The organism is Mesorhizobium sp. M0923, from assembly GCF_040319365.1.
In the GTDB taxonomy this organism is placed as follows: Bacteria; Pseudomonadota; Alphaproteobacteria; order Rhizobiales; family Rhizobiaceae; genus Mesorhizobium.
Window position 1 is genome coordinate 108,888 of sequence record NZ_JAMYNW010000002.1, and the last position, 17,947, is coordinate 126,834.

Here is a 17,947-nt window from a genome sequence, read left to right on the forward strand (position 1 = left end):
GCCTCAGTCGTGGAACATTTTTACGGATGACGGGCTGTAGCTGCTGCCCGTCATGAAACGGCTGAACTGTTCCCGCGCCTGCTCCTGCGCTGCCGCCCTCCTTGCCTGCTCAAGGGCCTCGGCTCTTCCTTGTGCCGCCAGCATCGCGGTAAGATCGGCAACTTGCTTGGCCTGCACGGCAAGAAGCTGGTTGCCGGCCTGCGTCGCCTGCAGCACGCCGACAGCCGACTGGCTGGCGCTGACCAGCGCGCTCGTCTGCTCTTGTGTCCCTGCGATGTTGTCGACTGCGACGGCGCCGGTTTTCAGCGAATGCTCGAAGGCAGACACCGAGGTCTGCCAGCGTTGATGCGCACCCTCAACAAGCTGCTGGCTGGAGAGATCCGAACCGAAATTCTTGTAAGTGGAGGTAAACTGGCTCTCGATGTCCTGGACGCTATAGGCCAGCTTCTCGGCCTCGCCGAGCAGGGTCTTCATCTCGGAAAAATTGCCCTCAATCTGGCCAAGCAGCGAGGTCGGCAGCGAAGTGAGATTCTTCGCCTGGTTGATCAGCATCTGCGCTTCGTTTTGCAGCGAGGTGATCTGGTTATGGATCTGCTCCAGGGCGCGCGATGCCGAAAGCAGGTTTTCGGCATAGTTCCTGGGATCGAACACGATCAGCGCCGATGCTGGTGCCGATGAAAGCGCCGTGGCGACCGCGATGGCGCCGGCTACCGCCATGCGACGGATAAGGCTGCCTGCAAGAACGGGATTCATGACGAAATCTCCTCTGTGGACTGGTCGATCACATTGGTGAGATTTGGGATGAGGTCGGCCGCCCAGGAGAGACCGCGCTCCGCTAGCCAAGCCTCGAGAAAATGGTCTCGGCCGGCCTCGGCGATAATCCGTTCGATCGCGGCCTGGTCCGATTTGGACGACGTGGCGCAGAGCGCCAGCGCGATCGGACCGAGCCCCAGTTCGAACAGGCGGTTGCCGCGGCGGCTTTGACAGTAATAGTCGCGCTTCGGTATCGCCCGGGCGATGATCTCGATCTGGCGATCGTTGAGACCAAAGCGTCGGTAGATCTCGGTGATCTGTGGCTCGATGGCGCGCTCGTTTGGCAAGAACAACCGCGTCGGGCAGCTTTCAACTATTGCCGGCGCGATTGGCGATCCGTCGATGTCGGAAAGCGACTGCGTGGCGAAGACCACGCTGGCGTTCTTCTTTCTCAGCGTCTTCAGCCATTCGCGCAGCTGGTCGGCGAAACCGCCATCGTCGAGCGCCAGCCAGCCCTCGTCGATGAGCAGCAGTGTTGGCCGGCCGTCCATCCTCTGCTCGATGCGGTGGAACAGATAGGCAAGCACCGCGGGAGCAGCACCTGTGCCGATCAGGCCCTCGGTTTCGAACGCCTGGACGGAGGCTTCGCCGAGACGCTCATGCTCGGCATCAAGCAGATGGCCATAAGCACCGCCGATACAATAGGGACCAAGCGCCTGTTTCAGTAGCGAGGACTGCAGCAGCACGGACAGGCCAGTCAGCGTCCTTTCCTGGACTGGCGCAGAAGCGAGCGACGTCAGCGCCGACCACAGATGTTCCTTGACCTGCGGCGTGATGGCCACGCCTTCGCGCAGTAGAATGTCGAAAAGCCAGTCGGCCGCCCAGGCCCGCTCTGGCGTATGATGGATGCGGGCAAGCGGCTGCAGCGACACGGTGTGAACGTCGTCCGACAGATCGGCCAAGGTGAGCAAGGACAACGGATCGTCAGACCCCTGCCCGCCTGCGGCATTGCTTCCGAGACTGTGCCAATCGCCATTCATGGCGAGCATGGCCGCGCAGATTGAGCCGCCGAAATCGAAGCCAAAGACCTGGCTGTTTTGGTACCGCCGGAACTGAAGCGCGATCATCGCCAACAGGACCGACTTGCCGGCGCCGGTCGGGCCGATGACGAGAGTGTGGCCGACATCTCCAACATGCAGGCTGAACCGGAACGGCGTGGCGTCTTCCGTTCTGGCGAAGAACAGCGGCGGAGCGCCAAAGTGCTCATCCTCGATCGGCCCTGCCCAGACCGCGGAGAGCGGAATCATGTGCGCGAGGTTGAGCGTGGAAAGCGGCGGCTGGCGAATATTGGCATAGACATGGCCAGGGATACTGCCCAGCCAAGCCTCGACAGCGTTGACGCTTTCGGCGATGCAGGTGAAGTCCCTGCCCTGAATGATCTTTTCGACCAGACGCAGCTTTTCGTCGGAAATCGAGGGATCGGCATCCCAGACAGTCACGGTGGCGGTGACATAGGCTTCGCCGATCTGGTCAGAGCCCAGATCCTGGAGCGCTGCGTCCGCATCGGCCGCCTTGTTGGCGGCATCCGTGTCGACGAGAACGGACGCCTCGTTGGTCATCACCTCCTTGAGGATCGCGGCGACAGATTTCCGTTTCGCGAACCACTGACGGCGTATCTTCGTCACCAGCTTGGTCGCGTCGGTCTTGTCGAGCATGATCGCCCGCGTCGACCAGCGGTAGGGGAAGGCAAGGCGATTAAGGTCGTCGAGAATCCCCGGGAAGGTCATCGTCGGAAACCCGGTGATGGTGAGTGTGCGCAGATGCGCCTCGCCAAGCCTCGGCTCTAACCCGCCGGCCAGCGGCTGATCGACAAGCAGGCCATCGAGATGCATCGGCGTTTCTGGTAAGCGAACGCCATGCCGCTTGGTCGAAATGGTTGAGTGCAGGTAACTCAGCGTCTCCCCATCGTCGAGCCAGTCAGATTCCGGAACGAAGCCTTCGATGAGGTTGAGCACGCGGTCGGTGCGATCGACAAAACTCTTCAGGAGCTCCCACGGATCGACACCGGTCTTTTCCCGGCCTTCGTAGAGCCAGCTCTCCATTCGCGACGCCTCCTCGGCCGGTGGCAGCCACACGAAGGTGAGAAAGTAGCTGCTTTCAAACAGCACACCGGAGTCTTCGAACTGTTCGCGACGCTCGATGTCGAGAAGTGCGGATGCACAATCCGGGAACCGGCTGTCGGGGTAGCCGCTGGCGGGATTGCGCTGCGCTTCGACAAAAATTGCCCAGCCGGAGCCGAGACGGCGCAGCGCGCCGTTGAGCCGCGCGGTTTTGCCGACCAGCTCGGCCGGCGTAGCGGAGTCCAGATCCGGCCCGCGAAAACGCGCCGTTCTTTGAAAACTGCCGTCCTTGTTGAGCACCACGCCCGGCGCCACCAGGGCGGCCCAAGGCAGATAATCGACGAGGCTGGCACTCTTCTTTCGGTATTCCGCGAGGTTCATCATGGCGAAAACCTCAACATCCGAAATGCGTGGGATAGCGAAGGTGCCGGCGAACCACATCGACGAATTGCGCGTCGCGCTTTGCCGCCCATACGGCCACAACATGCCCGACCGCCCAGATGATGAGCCCCGCGATCCACAAACGAAGTCCCAATCCGACCGCGCCGGCCAGCGTGCCGTTGGCAATCGCGACTGCACGCGGCGCGCCGCCGAGCAGGATCGGTTCGGTGAGTGCGCGATGAACCGGCGCGAAAAAGCCACGGATCTCCTCATCCATCAGATCAGCGCTCCGCCGCCGAAGGAGAAAAAGGACAGGAAGAACGAACTTGCCGCGAAAGCGATCGACAGCCCGAAGACGATCTGGATCAGCCGGCGAAATCCGCCTGAGGTGTCGCCGAAGGCGAGCGAAAGGCCGGTGATGATGATGATGATCACCGCCACGATCTTGGCGACTGGTCCCTCGATCGATTCGAGGATTTGCTGAAGCGGCTCCTCCCAGGGCATGGAGGAACCGGCAGCATGGGCGGGTGCAATCATCATGATCGCAGCGGTCGCCGCATACGACAGCTCCACGGCAGGCTTACGGAAAGCCGATGAATTGAAGCGGATCTGGGTCATTCTGAAGCTCCATAGGGCGAGTGGTGATTCAAGGTCGTTGTGGTCTCGAGATTTGCTTCCAGGGTGCGATAGTCGCCGGTGGCCGGATCGAGCCCGTCGACCAAGGCGATCTCGACGAGCCGGCGCGCTGAGCCGCGGCCAGCGAGAACCGCGATGAGATCTATGGTTTCGCCAATCAGTGCGCGCGGAACCGTAACGACGGCCTCCTGCACGAGCTGCTCCAGTCGGCGCAGTGCGCCAATGGCAGAATTGGCGTGAATGGTGCCGATGCCGCCGGGATGGCCGGTCCCCCAGGCCTTCAACAGATCGAGCGCTTCCGCGCCGCGTACCTCGCCGATCGGAATGCGATCGGGCCGAAGTCGCAACGACGACTTCACCAGATCGGAAAGCGAGGCGACACCATCCTTGGTGCGCAGCGCCACAAGATTGGGCGCAGCACACTGCAACTCGCGCGTATCCTCGATCAGCACGACGCGGTCGGCGGATTTAGCCAACTCCGCCAAAAGCGCGTTGACCAGCGTGGTCTTGCCCGTCGATGTGCCGCCGGCTACCAGCACGTTCTTCCGTGTCTCCACGGCAAGCTGCAGGACGTCAGCCTGGCCTTCGGTCATGATGCCGGCGGCGACATAGTCTTGAAGCGTGAACACCGCGACTGCCGGCTTGCGGATGGCGAATGTTGGTGCCGCGACAACAGGCGGCAACAGACCCTCGAACCGGTCGCCGGTTCCAGGCAGTTCAGCCGAAACGCGCGGCGAGCCCGAATGCACCTCCGCACCGACATGGTGCGCCACCAGCCTGACGATCCGTTCGCCGTCGGCCGCGATCAGGATTTCATTGCTTGCAACGAGTCCTTCGCTGAGACGATCAACCCACAGGCGACCGTCGGGATTCAGCATCACCTCGACAATGGCTGGATCGTCAAGGAAGGCTGCTATGGCCGGGCCGAGGGCGGTGCGGAGCATGCGCGCGCCGCGCGACACCACTCTCTTGCTGGCATGATGGTTGGTCGCCATGCGGGGTCCCCGTTTCTCGCCACGAACTGTTTCGTGCCGCGGTCGGGGATCATTAGAAAAGGCAGGAGCGTCGGCCTTGCAACAAGCAAAGCCGGCGATCGTGCCATGACGTGCAGAGACTTGCGAAATGCGGTGCCGCGACCGCGATAGCTCAGCAACCCGGTGCCCGACTGGCCATCGCCGCTCAAAAAGAACAGGCGGCTATATCTACGAGAAGGCATATCTGCTGCCGGCATCGACCAACAAGGATCGCTTTCGCCGATCGAGACCCACCGACCAGTGTCATCGACCGCCCGACACTTCAAGGGGTGATGTCTTCCATCAGCAGCGCCACCATCTCGTGGGCGTCCCTGCCGCGAAGTTCGGCGCCGCCGCGAGCAGCCGGTTGGCGCGACGAGCCAGGTCCACACACAGAGGTCGGCCCCCGGCGCGGCGCGGCTGTAGGCGAGGCTAGCAGGTATGTTGAAGAGCCTAGAGAACTATGGTAGAAATTGCCAGAAAGGTAGATTTTTGGAGTTTCTCGTGTCCCTGAACATCAAAAATCCGGCCACCGTTGCTCTCGCCGATGAACTCGCACGCCGCCAGGGTATCAGTAAGACAGCAGCCATTCATCAGGCCCTTAGCGAGCGCTTGCATCGCTTGGGCTTTGGAGAGACCGCTCAGGAGCGTCTGCTGGGAGAATTGCGCGCCATCCGAGAAAGAGTGGCACGATTGCCTGAACTGGATAGTCGCAGCGACGAGGAGATCATCGGGTACGACGAGCATGGAATCCCTAACTGATGGTGATCGATACCTCAGCTGTTGTAGCGATCCTTCGGAGCGAGCCTGAGGCAGCACGGCTGGAACGAGCGCTGGTCTCCGACCCAATCCGTCTGGTCCCGGCAACCTGCGTGCTCGAGGCACGCATGGTGCTGGTCAGCAGGCGCGGCGAACACGCGTTGGCCGAGATCGATCTTTGGCTGCGCAAAATCGAGGCCGACATCATTCCTGTCGACTCCGAATTGGTTGATCTGGCGACCCAGGGTTGGCTGACCTACGGCAAGGGCCACCACTCGGCGGCGCTGAATTTTGCCGATTGCCTCTCCTATGCTTTGGCAAAGCGTGCAGACGAACCGCTGCTTTTCATCGGCAAAGACTTCTCCCAAACGGATATCGAACCGGCATGAGCACGAGACTCTAAGATCATCGGCTGTCTCCAGCTTGAACCCTGTAATAGCGCCCAATCAGTTTCGATTCTGTCGGCTGGGCCTGCATCAAGGGGTGTCATGCCAATTGGTCCCAAAGCAGAGCAAGCTGGCGTCTTTCGTCCCTTCGATCTGGCGCTGCTGGGCCGCGTCTTCGATCGGTTGGAAGTTGAGGGCCAATCCAGCCGGCCAACATGTAGCTCAGACATTCACGGCCGCGACGCTGGTCGCGCGAATAAATGATGGGCTTCATCGAAAACGGCCCTTGGTAGGACCCGAAGCTCGCTTGCTTTGTAGGGGAGATGCTCGAGATATTGCGTCGTCAGCCAGGCAACCACTTGCGCTTGGGCCAGGTCGCGACGGCGCTTGATTGGCTCGCGATCAGCTCGTTTTGAGACCCAGAATTTGTGAGCGGCAAAAATACGCGGATCGGGAACCACGAGCCGCAACGGTCCGCCTTTTTCATCGATGGCGATTGCTTCGAAAGCAGGGGCATTTTCCAACCATGCCAGGCCGGCGATCTCGGCGGGCACCAATTCGTCGTCGGCCTTCCCGACAGTTTCCCGGCTCGGCTTCCACGCCGGGTTTGCAAGCGGTTTGATCAGATCCACGAGGTATCCGTCGCGGTTCACCGCGCGGAACGTAGCGGATGAACGCTCGAAAGACCGATCGACCTTGCGCAAAAGGTTGATGAGCGCTCCATGTTCGACGTTGGCGCCAGACATGATCCGGAGGGACTGGCGCGAGTCCATGAGGAGATCGATATCTTGGGTCGATGTGATTCCGGGATCCACGAACACTCCGGCCGCCGCCTCATAGGCGTAGATCGCATTCGTGCCGGCAATACGAATGCCTTCCCCGAGAAGACCGGCGTTATCTATTGCCCTGATAATTCTTGCGGCGATCAGGGGAACACGTCCAAGTCGGAGCGCGCGATTGACAGCAGATTGGCGCTCCATCTGCTCCTGTCGCGCAGAGAGCGTTTCTTGGGCGGACGCGCGAGCTGTTTCCCAATCCGCCTTGACAGCTTCGCTCGCCGGCGAGCGCCGACCCTCTGCCTTTTGGTGTCGCACGCCAGCGGCGTCGTAGTAGCTTCGCATCAAGTGGTCAATGCCGCTCACGGTGTGCCAGACGAGGGATCCCCGAAAGCTCTTCGCCTTCCTTTGGGCCTCCTTGAGCGCAATGAAGCGTTGGTCGGAATTGACTTTTTCCCGACGCTGATCGTTATTTAATTCAACAAAATCAGCCAATTCAACAGTTACCCTGCATTTAGCTCCGAGCTGTTGCAATACACAATAGGCGGCGGAGCGGCCAGTTGCAACAGCTCTCACGTGATTCCATTGCGACTGTTGAAGTAGCTGTATTAATTAAAAAATATGACGACAGAGCAGCTTTTCTACGGCAACGCAGTCGAAGCAAAAGCGCCGCTCGGACACGGCCTTCGCTGGTTCCATTCGATCCGCAGACCGGGCCAGTGCAAACGGTGTGAGAAAGCCTACCAAAGTGGCGGAACAAATCATGATCATTTCTCATTGTGGTGATCATCAGGGGAGATTGATCATGGCCGACCGGCACAACCCAAAAATCGAGACATCGGCAAATGTCGAAAAGAACCCGGAAGATTGGGTCAGCGGAGATGACCCAATGACTCCCGCACAAGCCTCCTATTTGAAAACTCTGGCCGAACAGGCCGACGACCCTGACGCCTATGCTGACGGCCTCAGCAAGGCGGAAGCTTCTAAACGCATTGATGTACTCCGGGAGAAGTTAGGCCTGTAGCGTCCGCTTGTGGCTTTTCGTCTCCCGGCGAAGGACAGCCGATCGGGTCGGATTGGGACAGTTTTGCTGCAGGTTGTGACTCGCGCAATTAGTTTTTCTGAATTGAGCGCGTTGCTGCTCGACTTGCGATCGAGACGACAAAACGGCGGAAGGGAGCGGCTTATGGGGTGCAGCAGCCCGGCATCCCTCTACGCTCGCCAAGACCTCGCGCCCGCCGGTCCAATCCTGCAGTCGAAACAGATTAGGACGTCCCGATGAGGGATATGGCCAGCAGCGACACAAAAAGGACAAGGGCGATTGCAGCGCCCCAGATGAGGACTTTTTCGGCGCCGCGTTGCTCTTCCTCGCGAGTATGTCTTTCGCCATTGCATGCATCCTTTGCGAAGGCAACGACTTAGCAACGTGCCGCGCCAAGGCTGAGTTCCCGGCAAAGCTCTCGGAATCAAACTTCGTGTTCTCCAACCGTCGGTTGGTGGACGCATTGCAACTGATGCATCTAAAGTTTCCTTGATCCGCGCGCACCGGGCATGCCCGACCCCGAGCCCCCGCCCTGCAACAGCGCTTGATCGGCCCCGCCGCATCAAACTGTGCGGCGGGTTTTTTTCCTCACGCGATGGAACACCGGCGCGCAGGGAAAGTTCTGCCCACGCAGCAAACTCTTTCCCTCATATTTTTGCTGCCAAATCGGATAGCTCCGATCGGCCCGCGTCGTTCTTTTCCTCCGGCGACGCGGGCTCGCCGTCCTCGCTATCGGTTGAGTAGCCACAGAACAAACGAGAGCACGATGCTGATCAGAATACCGGTGCCGATCGGAGCATAAAACGTGAAGTTCTCACGTTGGATCACGATGTCACCGGGCAATTTGCCCAGACCGACCCGCGACAACCAGGGCCACAATAGGCCGATGGCAACTATGATCAAACCAATGACAATCAGAGTTCTGGACATGGCGGCATCAGCTGTCGTCCTTATAAGACTTGGCGGCTTCATCGATCTTACGCCAATCGTTTCCGTGGCGCCGCACAAGCTCCCGCGCCTGGACTGGCGATATACTTTGCGTTTCGACGATGTGGTTCACGTCCGTCTCCTCGCCTTTCAAGGGACGCGAACGAGGGCTCGTTGGCTGTCTGGCCGTTGGGTTTTTTGCATCTCGTCTGGGCATGAATGGACCTCTCCTGGAGCAGAATAAACGGTCCGGCGCGGCGAAGGTTTCTCCACGCTGGCGCGTTGAGCAGTTCACCGATCGCCTCATTGGCTTCCCCTTGCGGGCAGACCATACGTTCTGGTGGTCTTGGACCCAAATGACCTGCACCGCGTTCTTTGCGAGCAGTGCTGTGCTTCGCAATCTGATGGAAAAATCTGACGCCCCTGCTGCACCGCAGACAGCTCCTGGTGCCGAAGCGCGCTTTCCGTACGATCGAGCGGCGGTTGAGCGGTTTCGACAGACATTCCCGCGCGCCAGGTGGAGCGACGAGCGCAGAAGCTGGTTCGTGCCGGGAAAGACTGCAGCGCGGCGGATCCAGCGCTGGCTTGCGCAAGAGGCGGATCTACGAGGAGCACATGATGACAGCAAGGGACGGGATGCTTTCGCCTTCGATCCCCTGTCGAGCCGGTATCTGGAAATCGCGGACGACCTGCGCATCCGCACGCCATATTCGCGGACGGTCCTCGAGGAACTGCGAGCCGTTCCATGGGCGAGCTGGGACGACGAACTGCGGGCCTGGAGGGTGCCTTTCCGCTCATACGAGGAGTTGAGGCGCCATTGGCCAAGCATCGAAAGGGCCGCAGGCCGCGCAGAACCGGACGAGAGGAAACGGCGACGGGAAGCGTCCAAAGACTCCGAGGAATATAAAGCCGCTAGATTGCGGTATGCCGAACGCAGGCGACGTCGCTATCCATTGCCTGCTGACGATTTACCCCGGCTTGGCCTTACCGTGGCGACGGAGCAATACGGCATCGTCGTCTTCACCGACATTTCGGGTGAACTCGTAGACGCCTCGGAATTAGCAGCGTTCTATCCGCATTTGATCGAGGCGGACGTCGACCATGTCTGGGGCAGATGGCGTCCGGCGACGTTGGCTGAATTGATTAGAACATGGCCCGCTCGGCGTGCTGCCGAGTTAGCGGAACGGCAACGAGGCTGGTGGCAGCCAACGCTGCCCGAGCTCAGGATCGCTCGCCAAAAAGCTCGAAGCCTGGCGCGAAGAAGGGCAAAGCTTGTGTCATCGTTCTAGCCTTTCAGGCCCGGCGCTTCCAGCGTCTGTCCGGTTGCCAATGTGATTGAAATGTCCCCCGATCGGAGCCTCCCATGTGCAACGATAGCGAACAACATATGGCCTGGCTGAATATTACCGGATGATAGCGCCGCTGGCCTTGAATATCCCGAGCCTGAAAACGAATTTGACTTGCGCTTAGGCGCACGACACCCGCATCGACTATTCGGCTCCAATAACCAGCGTGGCAGGTAAAGCCGTCGAGCGGCTTCTATGACGTTTGGAATCCGGACCTAACGGCGGGCCTGTGTTCAACTTCCGCTCCGAGGGAGCCGTCACTTTGGGAACAGCACGCGATACCTGTTTCCGGCGTCGGCGTTCCTCCGCTCCACGCACCCTTTATGGCCATCGCCGGACCGAGAGGAAGTCCGTCGCTCCGCTAACACGTGGTTGGGCAAGCGCGCCAAGGTCATCGCTGAAATGTTAAACCATTTCTGCAGAATTTGACGCACACAAAGGCCGATCCGAGGCCAACTGGGAGTGCATACCCCAGCTTGGAATTGTGCGGAACCGTACGAAGTCGATTGCAAGCAACCAACCTGGTTGGCCGGGCATTAATTTAGCAAAGCGTGAATTAGGAAAGCATCGGGAGGAACACCATGCTGCACGTTAACATGCCTGGTGAATTTGAGGTCGGCGATGAGGTTGCGCTAGCAGGTATCGTCATCGCGATTCTCCCCAGCGGGCGCGCCAGGGTGAGCATTCCTTCGTATGACCATCCTTATACGATTGATCCGCCACCGAAAGTCCGGGCCGGCGACCGAGTGGTTCTTGTTGGGGACGTCACCCGCATCGATTGCGGAGGGAACAAACTCACTGTGCGCATTGACTGCGGCGGGGTGATTACTGTCGACAAGTCGGCGATCACTAGGCTGAGAAAGCCCCGCCGGGCTTCAACGGGTTAACGCTCCGGCGAGACAACAGCCGGTGTCGGCGCGGGGAAGATGCAAGCGCCTTTGAACAGCCCAAGGGTGCCGCGCTGTCCAGTCGGATATGGAGCGGACGAACGGATAAATGGGAGCTCGACGCTAGGGCAGGCGCCCAGCGTAGCGCGTTCCTGGCGCTTTCGGATTACCGGTGAAGCAAGTCAGATCTTCGCATTCGCGATCGTCGCTCTCGGCAACAGGCGGCGCGCCCGTCCAGGACGCGTGGCACGTGTGCGCTGTGGAAGGAGACGACCAGCACATCCCGTGTGAAGGCAACCCGGCATCCCGCTCGACGGGAACTTTTCTCTGCAGCGAGCGCTTGGTCGCCGGTCAGACGCGATGGGCGCCGGCTCGTATCCATTATGGAGATCACATGTTCGTCCCGCCACCGATGCCCGCAAAAAGTCTGCTTCGGTGCGTCGCGACGGAACTGGACGACATGGTTGCGGTGGAGTAAGCGCCCTCCCCTGGGTTAACAACCGGTCGGTGACAGCCACGGCCACATCGACAACAACCGCAACGGCAATCAAGTCGTCGCTGAAAGCCTGCAAGGTGTCTGTCACGACACAGCGTGCCGGCAAAGCTACGCCCTCGCGACAGGGATTCGTTGTAAGCTGACCCGACGGCAACGCCGGCGACTACGAGTCGAGGTCGTAGGGCTGATGGCCCAGCTCGTTGTGATGAAGCGCCTCTGCCATACACCTGATGTCGAACGCCTGGCCGCACGCCGGGCAGACGACGAAATACTCCTCCTCCCGAAGTGGCAATGCGTCGTGGTCTTGGGGGATGACGATGTCATTGTATTCGTCGGGCATTGGGTCCTCCGGAAACCCGCCCGCTATGCTGGAACGCCTGCCAGCAGGATTTGTTTCAAAGTTATTGCGCCAAGGAAAGACCTGATGTCCGGTTCGGCAGCGATACCGTGCCACCGGGCAGTTTCAAAGTGATTATCAATCTTTGGTACGGCGCGGGCAAGAACCTGTTCCTCGGGGCGGCGAGGCTCGAATTCAACCAAGCATGCGCGGTCGAAAGAACTCCAATCCGGCAAGGCACACTGCTAGCCGAGATCGACTGTGGAGACGAATGCCGAGGTCCGCCGCTCCGATGAAAGGTGATCTGATGGGTATCAGCTGCGAAAAATAGCTCCGCAATCGGGCACCGGGGTTGGGCTTTTGAAGCGCCTGTCTTGCCGGCAGCTCATCCAGTTGCCGGCGGCGCTGGCGGAACATCGTCGGCTATCTCCTGCCTGAGCCTTGGTCCTTTGCTGAGCCGGCGACCGAGCGCATCGACGAAATTGTCGTAGCGCTGCAAGCCCTTGGCGCGCGCCTCCGCTTGCGCCGATTCCGGCAAGGCTGGAGTCGAGTTGAGCCAAAACCGGACGAACAATGCTAGCGTCTCAATAGCAATTCCGACGTCACGCTCGACCCGCTGCACGCGTCGATCGATCTGGTCGAGGCGGCGAGTGATCGCCGCTTGCTTTCGTTCTTCGGCGTCCGGCGACAGGAACGACGCGAGCGCAGCCTCGGCGACCAGTGACAGCGAGACCTCGCGCCGCCCAGCGTAATCTGCCAGTGCCCTCATTACGTCAGGGTCGAGATAGGCAGACAGACGTCTTTTCTTGGCGTTCTTCATGCGCTCAAAGCTCAATGCCATCATTGGGGTCAAGGGCGGCCTGACGAGCTGCGCGTCTCATGGCTTGATCGACACTGCGGCGACGAACGGCGTCATCATCGGGCTCGTCCCTGTCGAGGTCGAACTCATCGTCGCAGCGTGGCGTTCGTTCCGGCGCGATGTCTTCGTGTTCGGGAAGCTCGGGCTGGCGGCGAATGCCGCCATTGGCCGGATCCTCGTCCTGCTGATCCCTGGCAAGCCTCAGCTTGCGAGATTTGCCTTCCGGCTCAGCAAGAAGTGTCGTGTCGGTCCAGTCCTCAGAGCGAGCGTTCTTCATTGTCCCTCCGGTCCTTGGCGGCGGCAAGACACGCTCGGCAAGACGCGGGTCGGCAAAGTAGCGTGCCTTCGTCGCACGGATTGGGAACTGGCCCGAGATCATAATGATCGCCTCGGTCGGGGGCAGCTGCATGATCTCGCCCGGCGTCATTAGTGCACGCGCCGTTTCCTGCCGCGAGACCATCAGATGCCCGAGCCAGGGCGACAATCTGTGCCCCGCATAGTTTTTCATGGCGCGCAACTCGGTCGCGGTCCCCAGAGAGTCTGAGACGCGCTTGGCCGTCCTCTCGTCATTCGTGGCGAAGCTCACCCGCACATGACAATTGTCGAGGATGGAATTGTTCGGTCCGTAGGCCTTCTCGATCTGATTGAGCGATTGTGCAATCAGGAACGACTTGATGCCATACCCGGCCATGAAGGCCAGCACGCTTTCGAAGAAATCGAGCCTGCCGAGCGCGGGAAACTCGTCCAGCAGCATCAAAAGACGCTGCCGGTGATCCTTCGCGTGAAGATCTTCGGTGAGCCTGCGGCCGATCTGGTTAAGCACGAGTCGCATCAGCGGCTTTGTGCGACTGATGTCCGATGGCGGCACGACCAGATAGAGCGTCGTCGGCCGTGCCTCCTCGACAAGGTCTGCGATCCGCCAGTCACAGCATGACGTCACCTTGGCCACAACTGGATCGCGGTAGAGGCCCAGAAAACTCATGGCCGTCGAGAGCACGCCGGAACGCTCGTTCTCGGACTTGTTAAGCAGTTCCCGAGCAGCCGACGCCACGACGGGATGCGGGCCTGCATCACCCAAATGCCGCGTCAGCATCATGGCGCGCAGCGTTGCCTCGATTGGCCGCTCTGGATCGGAAAGGAAGTTCGCCACGCCTGCGAGGGTCTTGTCTTTCTCCGCATAGAGCACGTGCAGTATTGCGCCGACCAGCAACGCATGGCTGGTCTTCTCCCAGTGGTTGCGGCGTTCCAATGTGCCTTCTGGGTCGACCAGGACATCCGCCACGTTCTGCACATCTCGAACTTCCCACTCGCCCCGTCGCACCTCCAGCAGAGGATTGTAGGCTGCGGATCCAGCATTGGTCGGGTCGAACAGGAGCACCTGGCCGAAACGGGCCCGCCATCCGGCCGTCAGTTCCCAGTTTTCGCCTTTGATGTCGTGGACGATTGCCGAACCCGGCCAGGTCAGTAGTGACGGCACGACCAGGCCGACGCCTTTGCCGCTTCGGGTCGGTGCGAAACATAGCACGTGTTCCGGACCGTCGTGGCGCAGATAGTGTCGGCCCAACATACCCAGGATCACCCCATCCTGACCGATCATCCCAGCGGCCTTGATTTCGTCTCGCGTCGCCCAGCGCGCCGAGCCGTAAGTCGTGGTATCCTTTGCCTCGCGCGCCCGCCACAGCGACGTCCCGATCGCTGCGACGATCGCCATGAGGCTTCCGCTCGCCGCAATCGCCGCGCCCTCCAGGAAGACGTTCGGCGCGTAGGCGTCGTAGAAAAACCACCACCAGAAAAAGGCTGGCGGCGGATAAACGGGGTGTCCAGCCAATTCGAACCACGGCGGACCGAGTTGGCTTTGAAAGCCGAGCCGCCCTGCCGTCCACTGTGTTGCTCCCCATGTTGTCGCGACGACAATCAGAAAGGCGGTGAGGATCTGGCCCCATAAAACCTTGCTTGCCGGCATCGGTCGTTTCCCAAATGGATGATCGGAACAACCGAAAAGCTCGAATTCCTAAATCCGCAAGAAAAAAGGGGCGGTCGAAGCAGCATGGCGTACCCGGACGTGGAAAGACTTGCCCGATGCGATCTCGAATGTTGAACGAGCATAGGGGGGCTGCTTTCTTCTGGAGCGTTGAGCCGCTACTTGCCCAATGATAGTTAGTTGTCTCGGCTCAGATGGCATTTGACGAGATGGACGGGTTCTTGGAGAACCACGGATTGCGCATGACCAAATGAACAAGAGTCCTCAGCGGCGCGCCGAGCCGGAGAACACTCTAGTCCCGGCAAGTGGTGGTCAGCCGTTCTGCTGAGCTCGAATCTTACCGCCTCCCTGATCGGTAGCGCGATAGATCCAGAGCCGACTCGATGAGCAGACCCATCAAGTCTGTTCAATTTTGTTAATCAATTCAGTCACATCAACTATTGCCATGGACTTTCGTTGGAACTGTTGCAAGCCGCGCCGGCCTCACGGATCGCGGAATCTATTGGGCCGCACCTAAGTTCCAGATGTCCCGATGCAGGCGCCATGTCCCGTCGCCCCCTTTTTTCCAAACGACAATGTACTTGCCCGCAACGGTGGAAGGGGCACCGCCTTTGCTCGGCACACTGAGCGTAAATGCGCCAACTTCGTAGGCGAGATTCCCGCTCCCTTCCACTTCCAGCGCCTTCAGGGTGAGATTCTTCATCCCGGCCTTGATTGCGCCCTGCCAGAATTCTTCCACGCCCTTGCGGTCATCGACGCGTTTGCCGTCGGGTGGCAGCAGGGCGGCATCGTCGGTATACATTTGACCTACCGCTGCTGCGTTTCCGCTGTTGAAGGCGTCCATGAATTTTACCAACGCCGCTTCGATGTCCTCACGAGCCGAGTGGGCGGCCGCAGACAATGCAGACGAAAGAAGCAGCACAGCAGCAAATGCAAATGACTGAACCAGTCTCATTTCGTCCTCCCTTGCGTACCCGACATGCCCACCCGATGAATAGCGCCGACCCGAGGGCGCCGCGGCGTTCGATGGCTGAGTGAGCCCCGAACGGCGCGGTTCTCCTCGAGCAATCCGGCTCGACGTAAGGCGGGCCATCCGTGCCGGCCTCGTGACTAAGAGACGGGCGAATGGCGGTTCCTGGACTCACCTTTTTGTCTGAAGTCGCTTCCTTTAGCCGGTGGCGGAGTTCTTGCTTCATGACTCCAGCACCGTTTAGAATCGGTTTTCGGAAAATTTGTCTTGTGGCATCAATTTTCATGGAATAGGATCATTTTTCATAGGTGTTGGCCCAGCTGGACCAAAATTCGATGAAAGGATTCGCTTTTCATGCCTGCGGTGCAAGAGCACCAATTTTCAGGTCCTGTTACCGTTTTTCAGGAAATCCGCCTTCCTGAAACGGCGACCCCGGCCGGGTACAGCGCCCTGGTCGGAGCCTACAGGCTCGCCGTGCCCTTGCCCCGTAGGTTGTTCGCCACGGGCGAGCATCATCGCATTACCGAACGGGATGGCTGGCGGATCATGACCCCCCGCCACGCCCCAAATCCTACCCTCGAAGGCCACCTGACCTTTGCGCTCAAGTACGAGGGACTGGACCTTGCCGTCCTCAAGCGGCTGTTCCAAGTGACCGGTCCCGCGCCGATCGAGGCGCTGGTCCGTGAAAGCCCGACCGGCAGTTATGCCCGCCGCATCTGGTTTTTATATGAATGGCTGAGGGGCGCCCGTATCGATCTGCCGGACGCGGCGGCCGGACGATACATTCCGGTTGTCGATCCCGAGCTGCAGTGGCCCGGACCCGACAAGACCGCTTCGCGCTACCGCGTAAGGGACAATCTCCCCGGCACGCGTGAGTTCTGCCCTCTGGTGTTCCGCACCAAGATTCTCGAAAAATTCATCGGCCTTGAACTACCGCGGCGCGCGGAGGCAATCGTAGCGGACGTGCCGCGCGACCTTCTTGCTCGGACCGCCGCCTTTCTTTTGCTCAAAGACTCGCGATCAAGCTATGCGATCGAGGGCGAGCACCCGCCGCAAGATCGCATCCAGCGCTGGGGCCGCGCCATCGGCGAAGCCGGCCGCTGGCCGATCGATCGCGATGAGCTGCTGCGTCTGCAAAGAATTGTACTTGGCGACGCCCGTTTCGTAAGACTTGGCTTCCGAAAAGAAGGAGGTTTCGTCGGTGAGCATGACCGAGACAACGGCACGCCCTTGCCCGATCACATCAGCGCTCGGCCCGAGGACCTGCCGCGGCTAATCGATGGAATGGCGGCGTTCGATCAGGGCCCCGCGCAAAACCTTGATGCAGTCGTAGCCGCCGCAATCCTCGCCTTCGGCTTTGTCTACATTCACCCGTTCGAGGACGGAAACGGCCGCATTCACCGCTACCTAATCCACCACGTCCTTGCCATGCGCGGCTTCAATCCGCCGGGAGTGGTCTTTCCCGTCTCGGCCGCGATCCTGGACCAGATCAACGAGTACAGGGGCGTGCTCGAGAGCTATTCGCAGCGCCTTCTGCCGTTGGTGGAATGGGAACCGACGCCGCAATTCAACGTCCGGGTGCTGAATGACACCGGTGATTTCTACCGGTTCTTCGATGCAACCCCGCACGCCGAATTCCTCTATGCCTGCGTTCAGCGGACGATCGAACGGGACCTTCCCGAGGAAACCGCATTTCTGCAGCGCTACGATCAGTTCCGGCAGCAGGTGGACGCCTTTATTGACATGCCCGAGCGGTTGACCGATCTGCTCTTCCGTTTTCTTCACCAGAATGATGGACATCTATCGAACCGCGCGCGCGAAAAGGAATTCGCCACGCTGACCAGTGACGAGGCAGGAAGAATCGAGGCGATCTACGCGCAAACCTTTGGTGCCCATTGAAGGTGTGATCATCAGGATCGATTTTTAGTCCGACGGTTTGGGATTCCCTTGTCCCTGCCTTCATCTCCGAGGCTTGACTTGTCGCCGAGACATGCACGATTTTTTCCGCACGGTCTGACCGGCCGCCGATCAGCCGCGGCCAGAACGCGCTTGACAAACCGGAGCCGTCCCGTCCAACCTCACGCATTCACCAGGGGAGTCCCGGCAAGGGGCTGAGATACTGCTGGCATTCGCGGCGCAGTGACCCGTTGAACCTGATCCAGTTCATACTGGCGTAGGGACGGTGCAAGCGCTTTGCGGGAGTTTACGCCCGAGGTCCTGTTTCGGCAGGTCGACAGAAGCGTCTTTTCATCCTTCCGGCACAGAACTGGGTCTCCAA

At 60.0% G+C, this 17,947-nt stretch carries 18 protein-coding genes and 1 riboswitch; of the genes, 6 read left to right on the forward strand and 12 right to left on the reverse strand.

Annotated features, from left to right (window positions below; genetic code table 11):
- Positions 1-3: 3 nt before the first annotated feature.
- The 5 genes from trbJ to trbB form a co-directional block, all read right to left on the reverse strand.
- Complete coding sequence (gene trbJ, locus NKH89_RS04265) at positions 4-717, reverse strand: P-type conjugative transfer protein TrbJ (protein ID WP_352642355.1); 714 nt, start codon at positions 715-717, stop codon at positions 4-6.
- A gap of 32 nt (positions 718-749) precedes the next feature.
- Positions 750-3,257 carry a conjugal transfer protein TrbE gene (trbE, locus tag NKH89_RS04270; protein ID WP_352846199.1) on the reverse strand — a complete coding sequence of 836 codons (2,508 nt, stop codon included), beginning with the start codon at positions 3,255-3,257 and terminating at the stop codon, positions 750-752.
- A gap of 10 nt (positions 3,258-3,267) precedes the next feature.
- Positions 3,268-3,531, reverse strand: coding sequence for a VirB3 family type IV secretion system protein (locus tag NKH89_RS04275; protein WP_352642337.1), 264 nt, complete (start codon positions 3,529-3,531; stop codon positions 3,268-3,270).
- Positions 3,531-3,794: a TrbC/VirB2 family type IV secretion system protein gene (locus NKH89_RS04280; RefSeq protein WP_254818676.1), complete on the reverse strand. Its 264-nt coding sequence runs from the start codon at positions 3,792-3,794 to the stop codon at positions 3,531-3,533. Before NKH89_RS04280 ends, NKH89_RS04275 begins: the two co-directional genes overlap by 1 nt.
- A gap of 74 nt (positions 3,795-3,868) precedes the next feature.
- The gene (gene trbB, locus NKH89_RS04285) at positions 3,869-4,885 is read right to left on the reverse strand and encodes a P-type conjugative transfer ATPase TrbB (protein WP_352589139.1); all 1,017 of its coding nucleotides are present in this window, start codon (positions 4,883-4,885) and stop codon (positions 3,869-3,871) included.
- A gap of 522 nt (positions 4,886-5,407) precedes the next feature.
- Between trbB and NKH89_RS04290 the strand changes: the two genes are divergently transcribed.
- Together NKH89_RS04290 and NKH89_RS04295 are read left to right on the forward strand one after the other, a co-directional pair.
- Positions 5,408-5,665: a type II toxin-antitoxin system VapB family antitoxin gene (locus tag NKH89_RS04290; RefSeq protein WP_352642339.1), complete on the forward strand. Its 258-nt coding sequence runs from the start codon at positions 5,408-5,410 to the stop codon at positions 5,663-5,665.
- Positions 5,665-6,051, forward strand: coding sequence for a type II toxin-antitoxin system VapC family toxin (locus NKH89_RS04295; protein ID WP_352642341.1), 387 nt, complete (start codon positions 5,665-5,667; stop codon positions 6,049-6,051). Before NKH89_RS04290 ends, NKH89_RS04295 begins: the two co-directional genes overlap by 1 nt.
- 227 nt (positions 6,052-6,278) lie before the next feature.
- Here NKH89_RS04295 and NKH89_RS04300 read toward each other — a convergent pair whose 3' ends face one another.
- Positions 6,279-7,319, reverse strand: a complete 1,041-nt coding sequence (locus NKH89_RS04300; protein ID WP_352846197.1) for a GSU2403 family nucleotidyltransferase fold protein — start codon at positions 7,317-7,319, stop codon at positions 6,279-6,281.
- A gap of 268 nt (positions 7,320-7,587) precedes the next feature.
- Here NKH89_RS04300 and NKH89_RS04305 point away from each other — a divergent pair, with 268 nt between their 5' ends.
- Complete coding sequence (locus NKH89_RS04305) at positions 7,588-7,848, forward strand: DUF3072 domain-containing protein (protein ID WP_352846195.1); 261 nt, start codon at positions 7,588-7,590, stop codon at positions 7,846-7,848.
- 747 nt (positions 7,849-8,595) lie between these two features.
- Here NKH89_RS04305 and NKH89_RS04310 read toward each other — a convergent pair.
- Both NKH89_RS04310 and NKH89_RS04315 read right to left on the reverse strand, forming a co-directional pair.
- Positions 8,596-8,796: a DUF2905 domain-containing protein gene (locus tag NKH89_RS04310; RefSeq protein ID WP_352515845.1), complete on the reverse strand. Its 201-nt coding sequence runs from the start codon at positions 8,794-8,796 to the stop codon at positions 8,596-8,598.
- Positions 8,797-8,803: 7 nt separating this feature from the next.
- Positions 8,804-8,926, reverse strand: coding sequence for a hypothetical protein (locus NKH89_RS04315; protein WP_352515844.1), 123 nt, complete (start codon positions 8,924-8,926; stop codon positions 8,804-8,806).
- Positions 8,927-9,197: 271 nt separating this feature from the next.
- Here NKH89_RS04315 and NKH89_RS04320 point away from each other — a divergent pair, with 271 nt between their 5' ends.
- Complete coding sequence (locus NKH89_RS04320; RefSeq protein WP_352639242.1) at positions 9,198-10,082, forward strand: hypothetical protein; 885 nt, start codon at positions 9,198-9,200, stop codon at positions 10,080-10,082.
- Between the two features lie 638 nt (positions 10,083-10,720).
- A complete protein-coding gene (locus tag NKH89_RS04325) occupies positions 10,721-11,026 on the forward strand; it encodes a hypothetical protein (RefSeq protein ID WP_352494340.1) in 306 nt (101 codons plus the stop codon).
- Between the two features lie 659 nt (positions 11,027-11,685).
- Here the strand turns inward: NKH89_RS04325 and NKH89_RS04330 are convergent.
- The 4 genes from NKH89_RS04330 to NKH89_RS04345 all read right to left on the reverse strand — a co-directional run bounded on the left by NKH89_RS04330 (position 11,686) and on the right by NKH89_RS04345 (position 15,654).
- Positions 11,686-11,862, reverse strand: a complete 177-nt coding sequence (locus NKH89_RS04330; RefSeq protein ID WP_352479403.1) for a hypothetical protein — start codon at positions 11,860-11,862, stop codon at positions 11,686-11,688.
- 382 nt (positions 11,863-12,244) lie between these two features.
- On the reverse strand, positions 12,245-12,679 hold the full coding sequence (locus NKH89_RS04335; RefSeq protein ID WP_352494341.1) for a CopG family transcriptional regulator: 435 nt from the start codon (positions 12,677-12,679) through the stop codon (positions 12,245-12,247).
- 4 nt (positions 12,680-12,683) lie between these two features.
- On the reverse strand, positions 12,684-14,681 hold the full coding sequence (locus NKH89_RS04340) for a conjugal transfer protein TraG (protein ID WP_352639212.1): 1,998 nt from the start codon (positions 14,679-14,681) through the stop codon (positions 12,684-12,686).
- A 517-nt stretch (positions 14,682-15,198) separates the two neighbouring features.
- Positions 15,199-15,654, reverse strand: a complete 456-nt coding sequence (locus NKH89_RS04345) for a YybH family protein (RefSeq protein ID WP_051409569.1) — start codon at positions 15,652-15,654, stop codon at positions 15,199-15,201.
- 369 nt (positions 15,655-16,023) lie between these two features.
- Between NKH89_RS04345 and NKH89_RS04350 the strand changes: the two genes are divergently transcribed.
- Positions 16,024-17,568 (forward strand): Fic family protein, encoded by a 1,545-nt coding sequence (locus NKH89_RS04350; RefSeq protein WP_352547681.1) that lies wholly within the window; start codon positions 16,024-16,026, stop codon positions 17,566-17,568.
- A gap of 182 nt (positions 17,569-17,750) precedes the next feature.
- Positions 17,751-17,867, forward strand: a riboswitch (TPP riboswitch).
- The last annotated feature ends 80 nt before the right edge of the window (positions 17,868-17,947 follow it).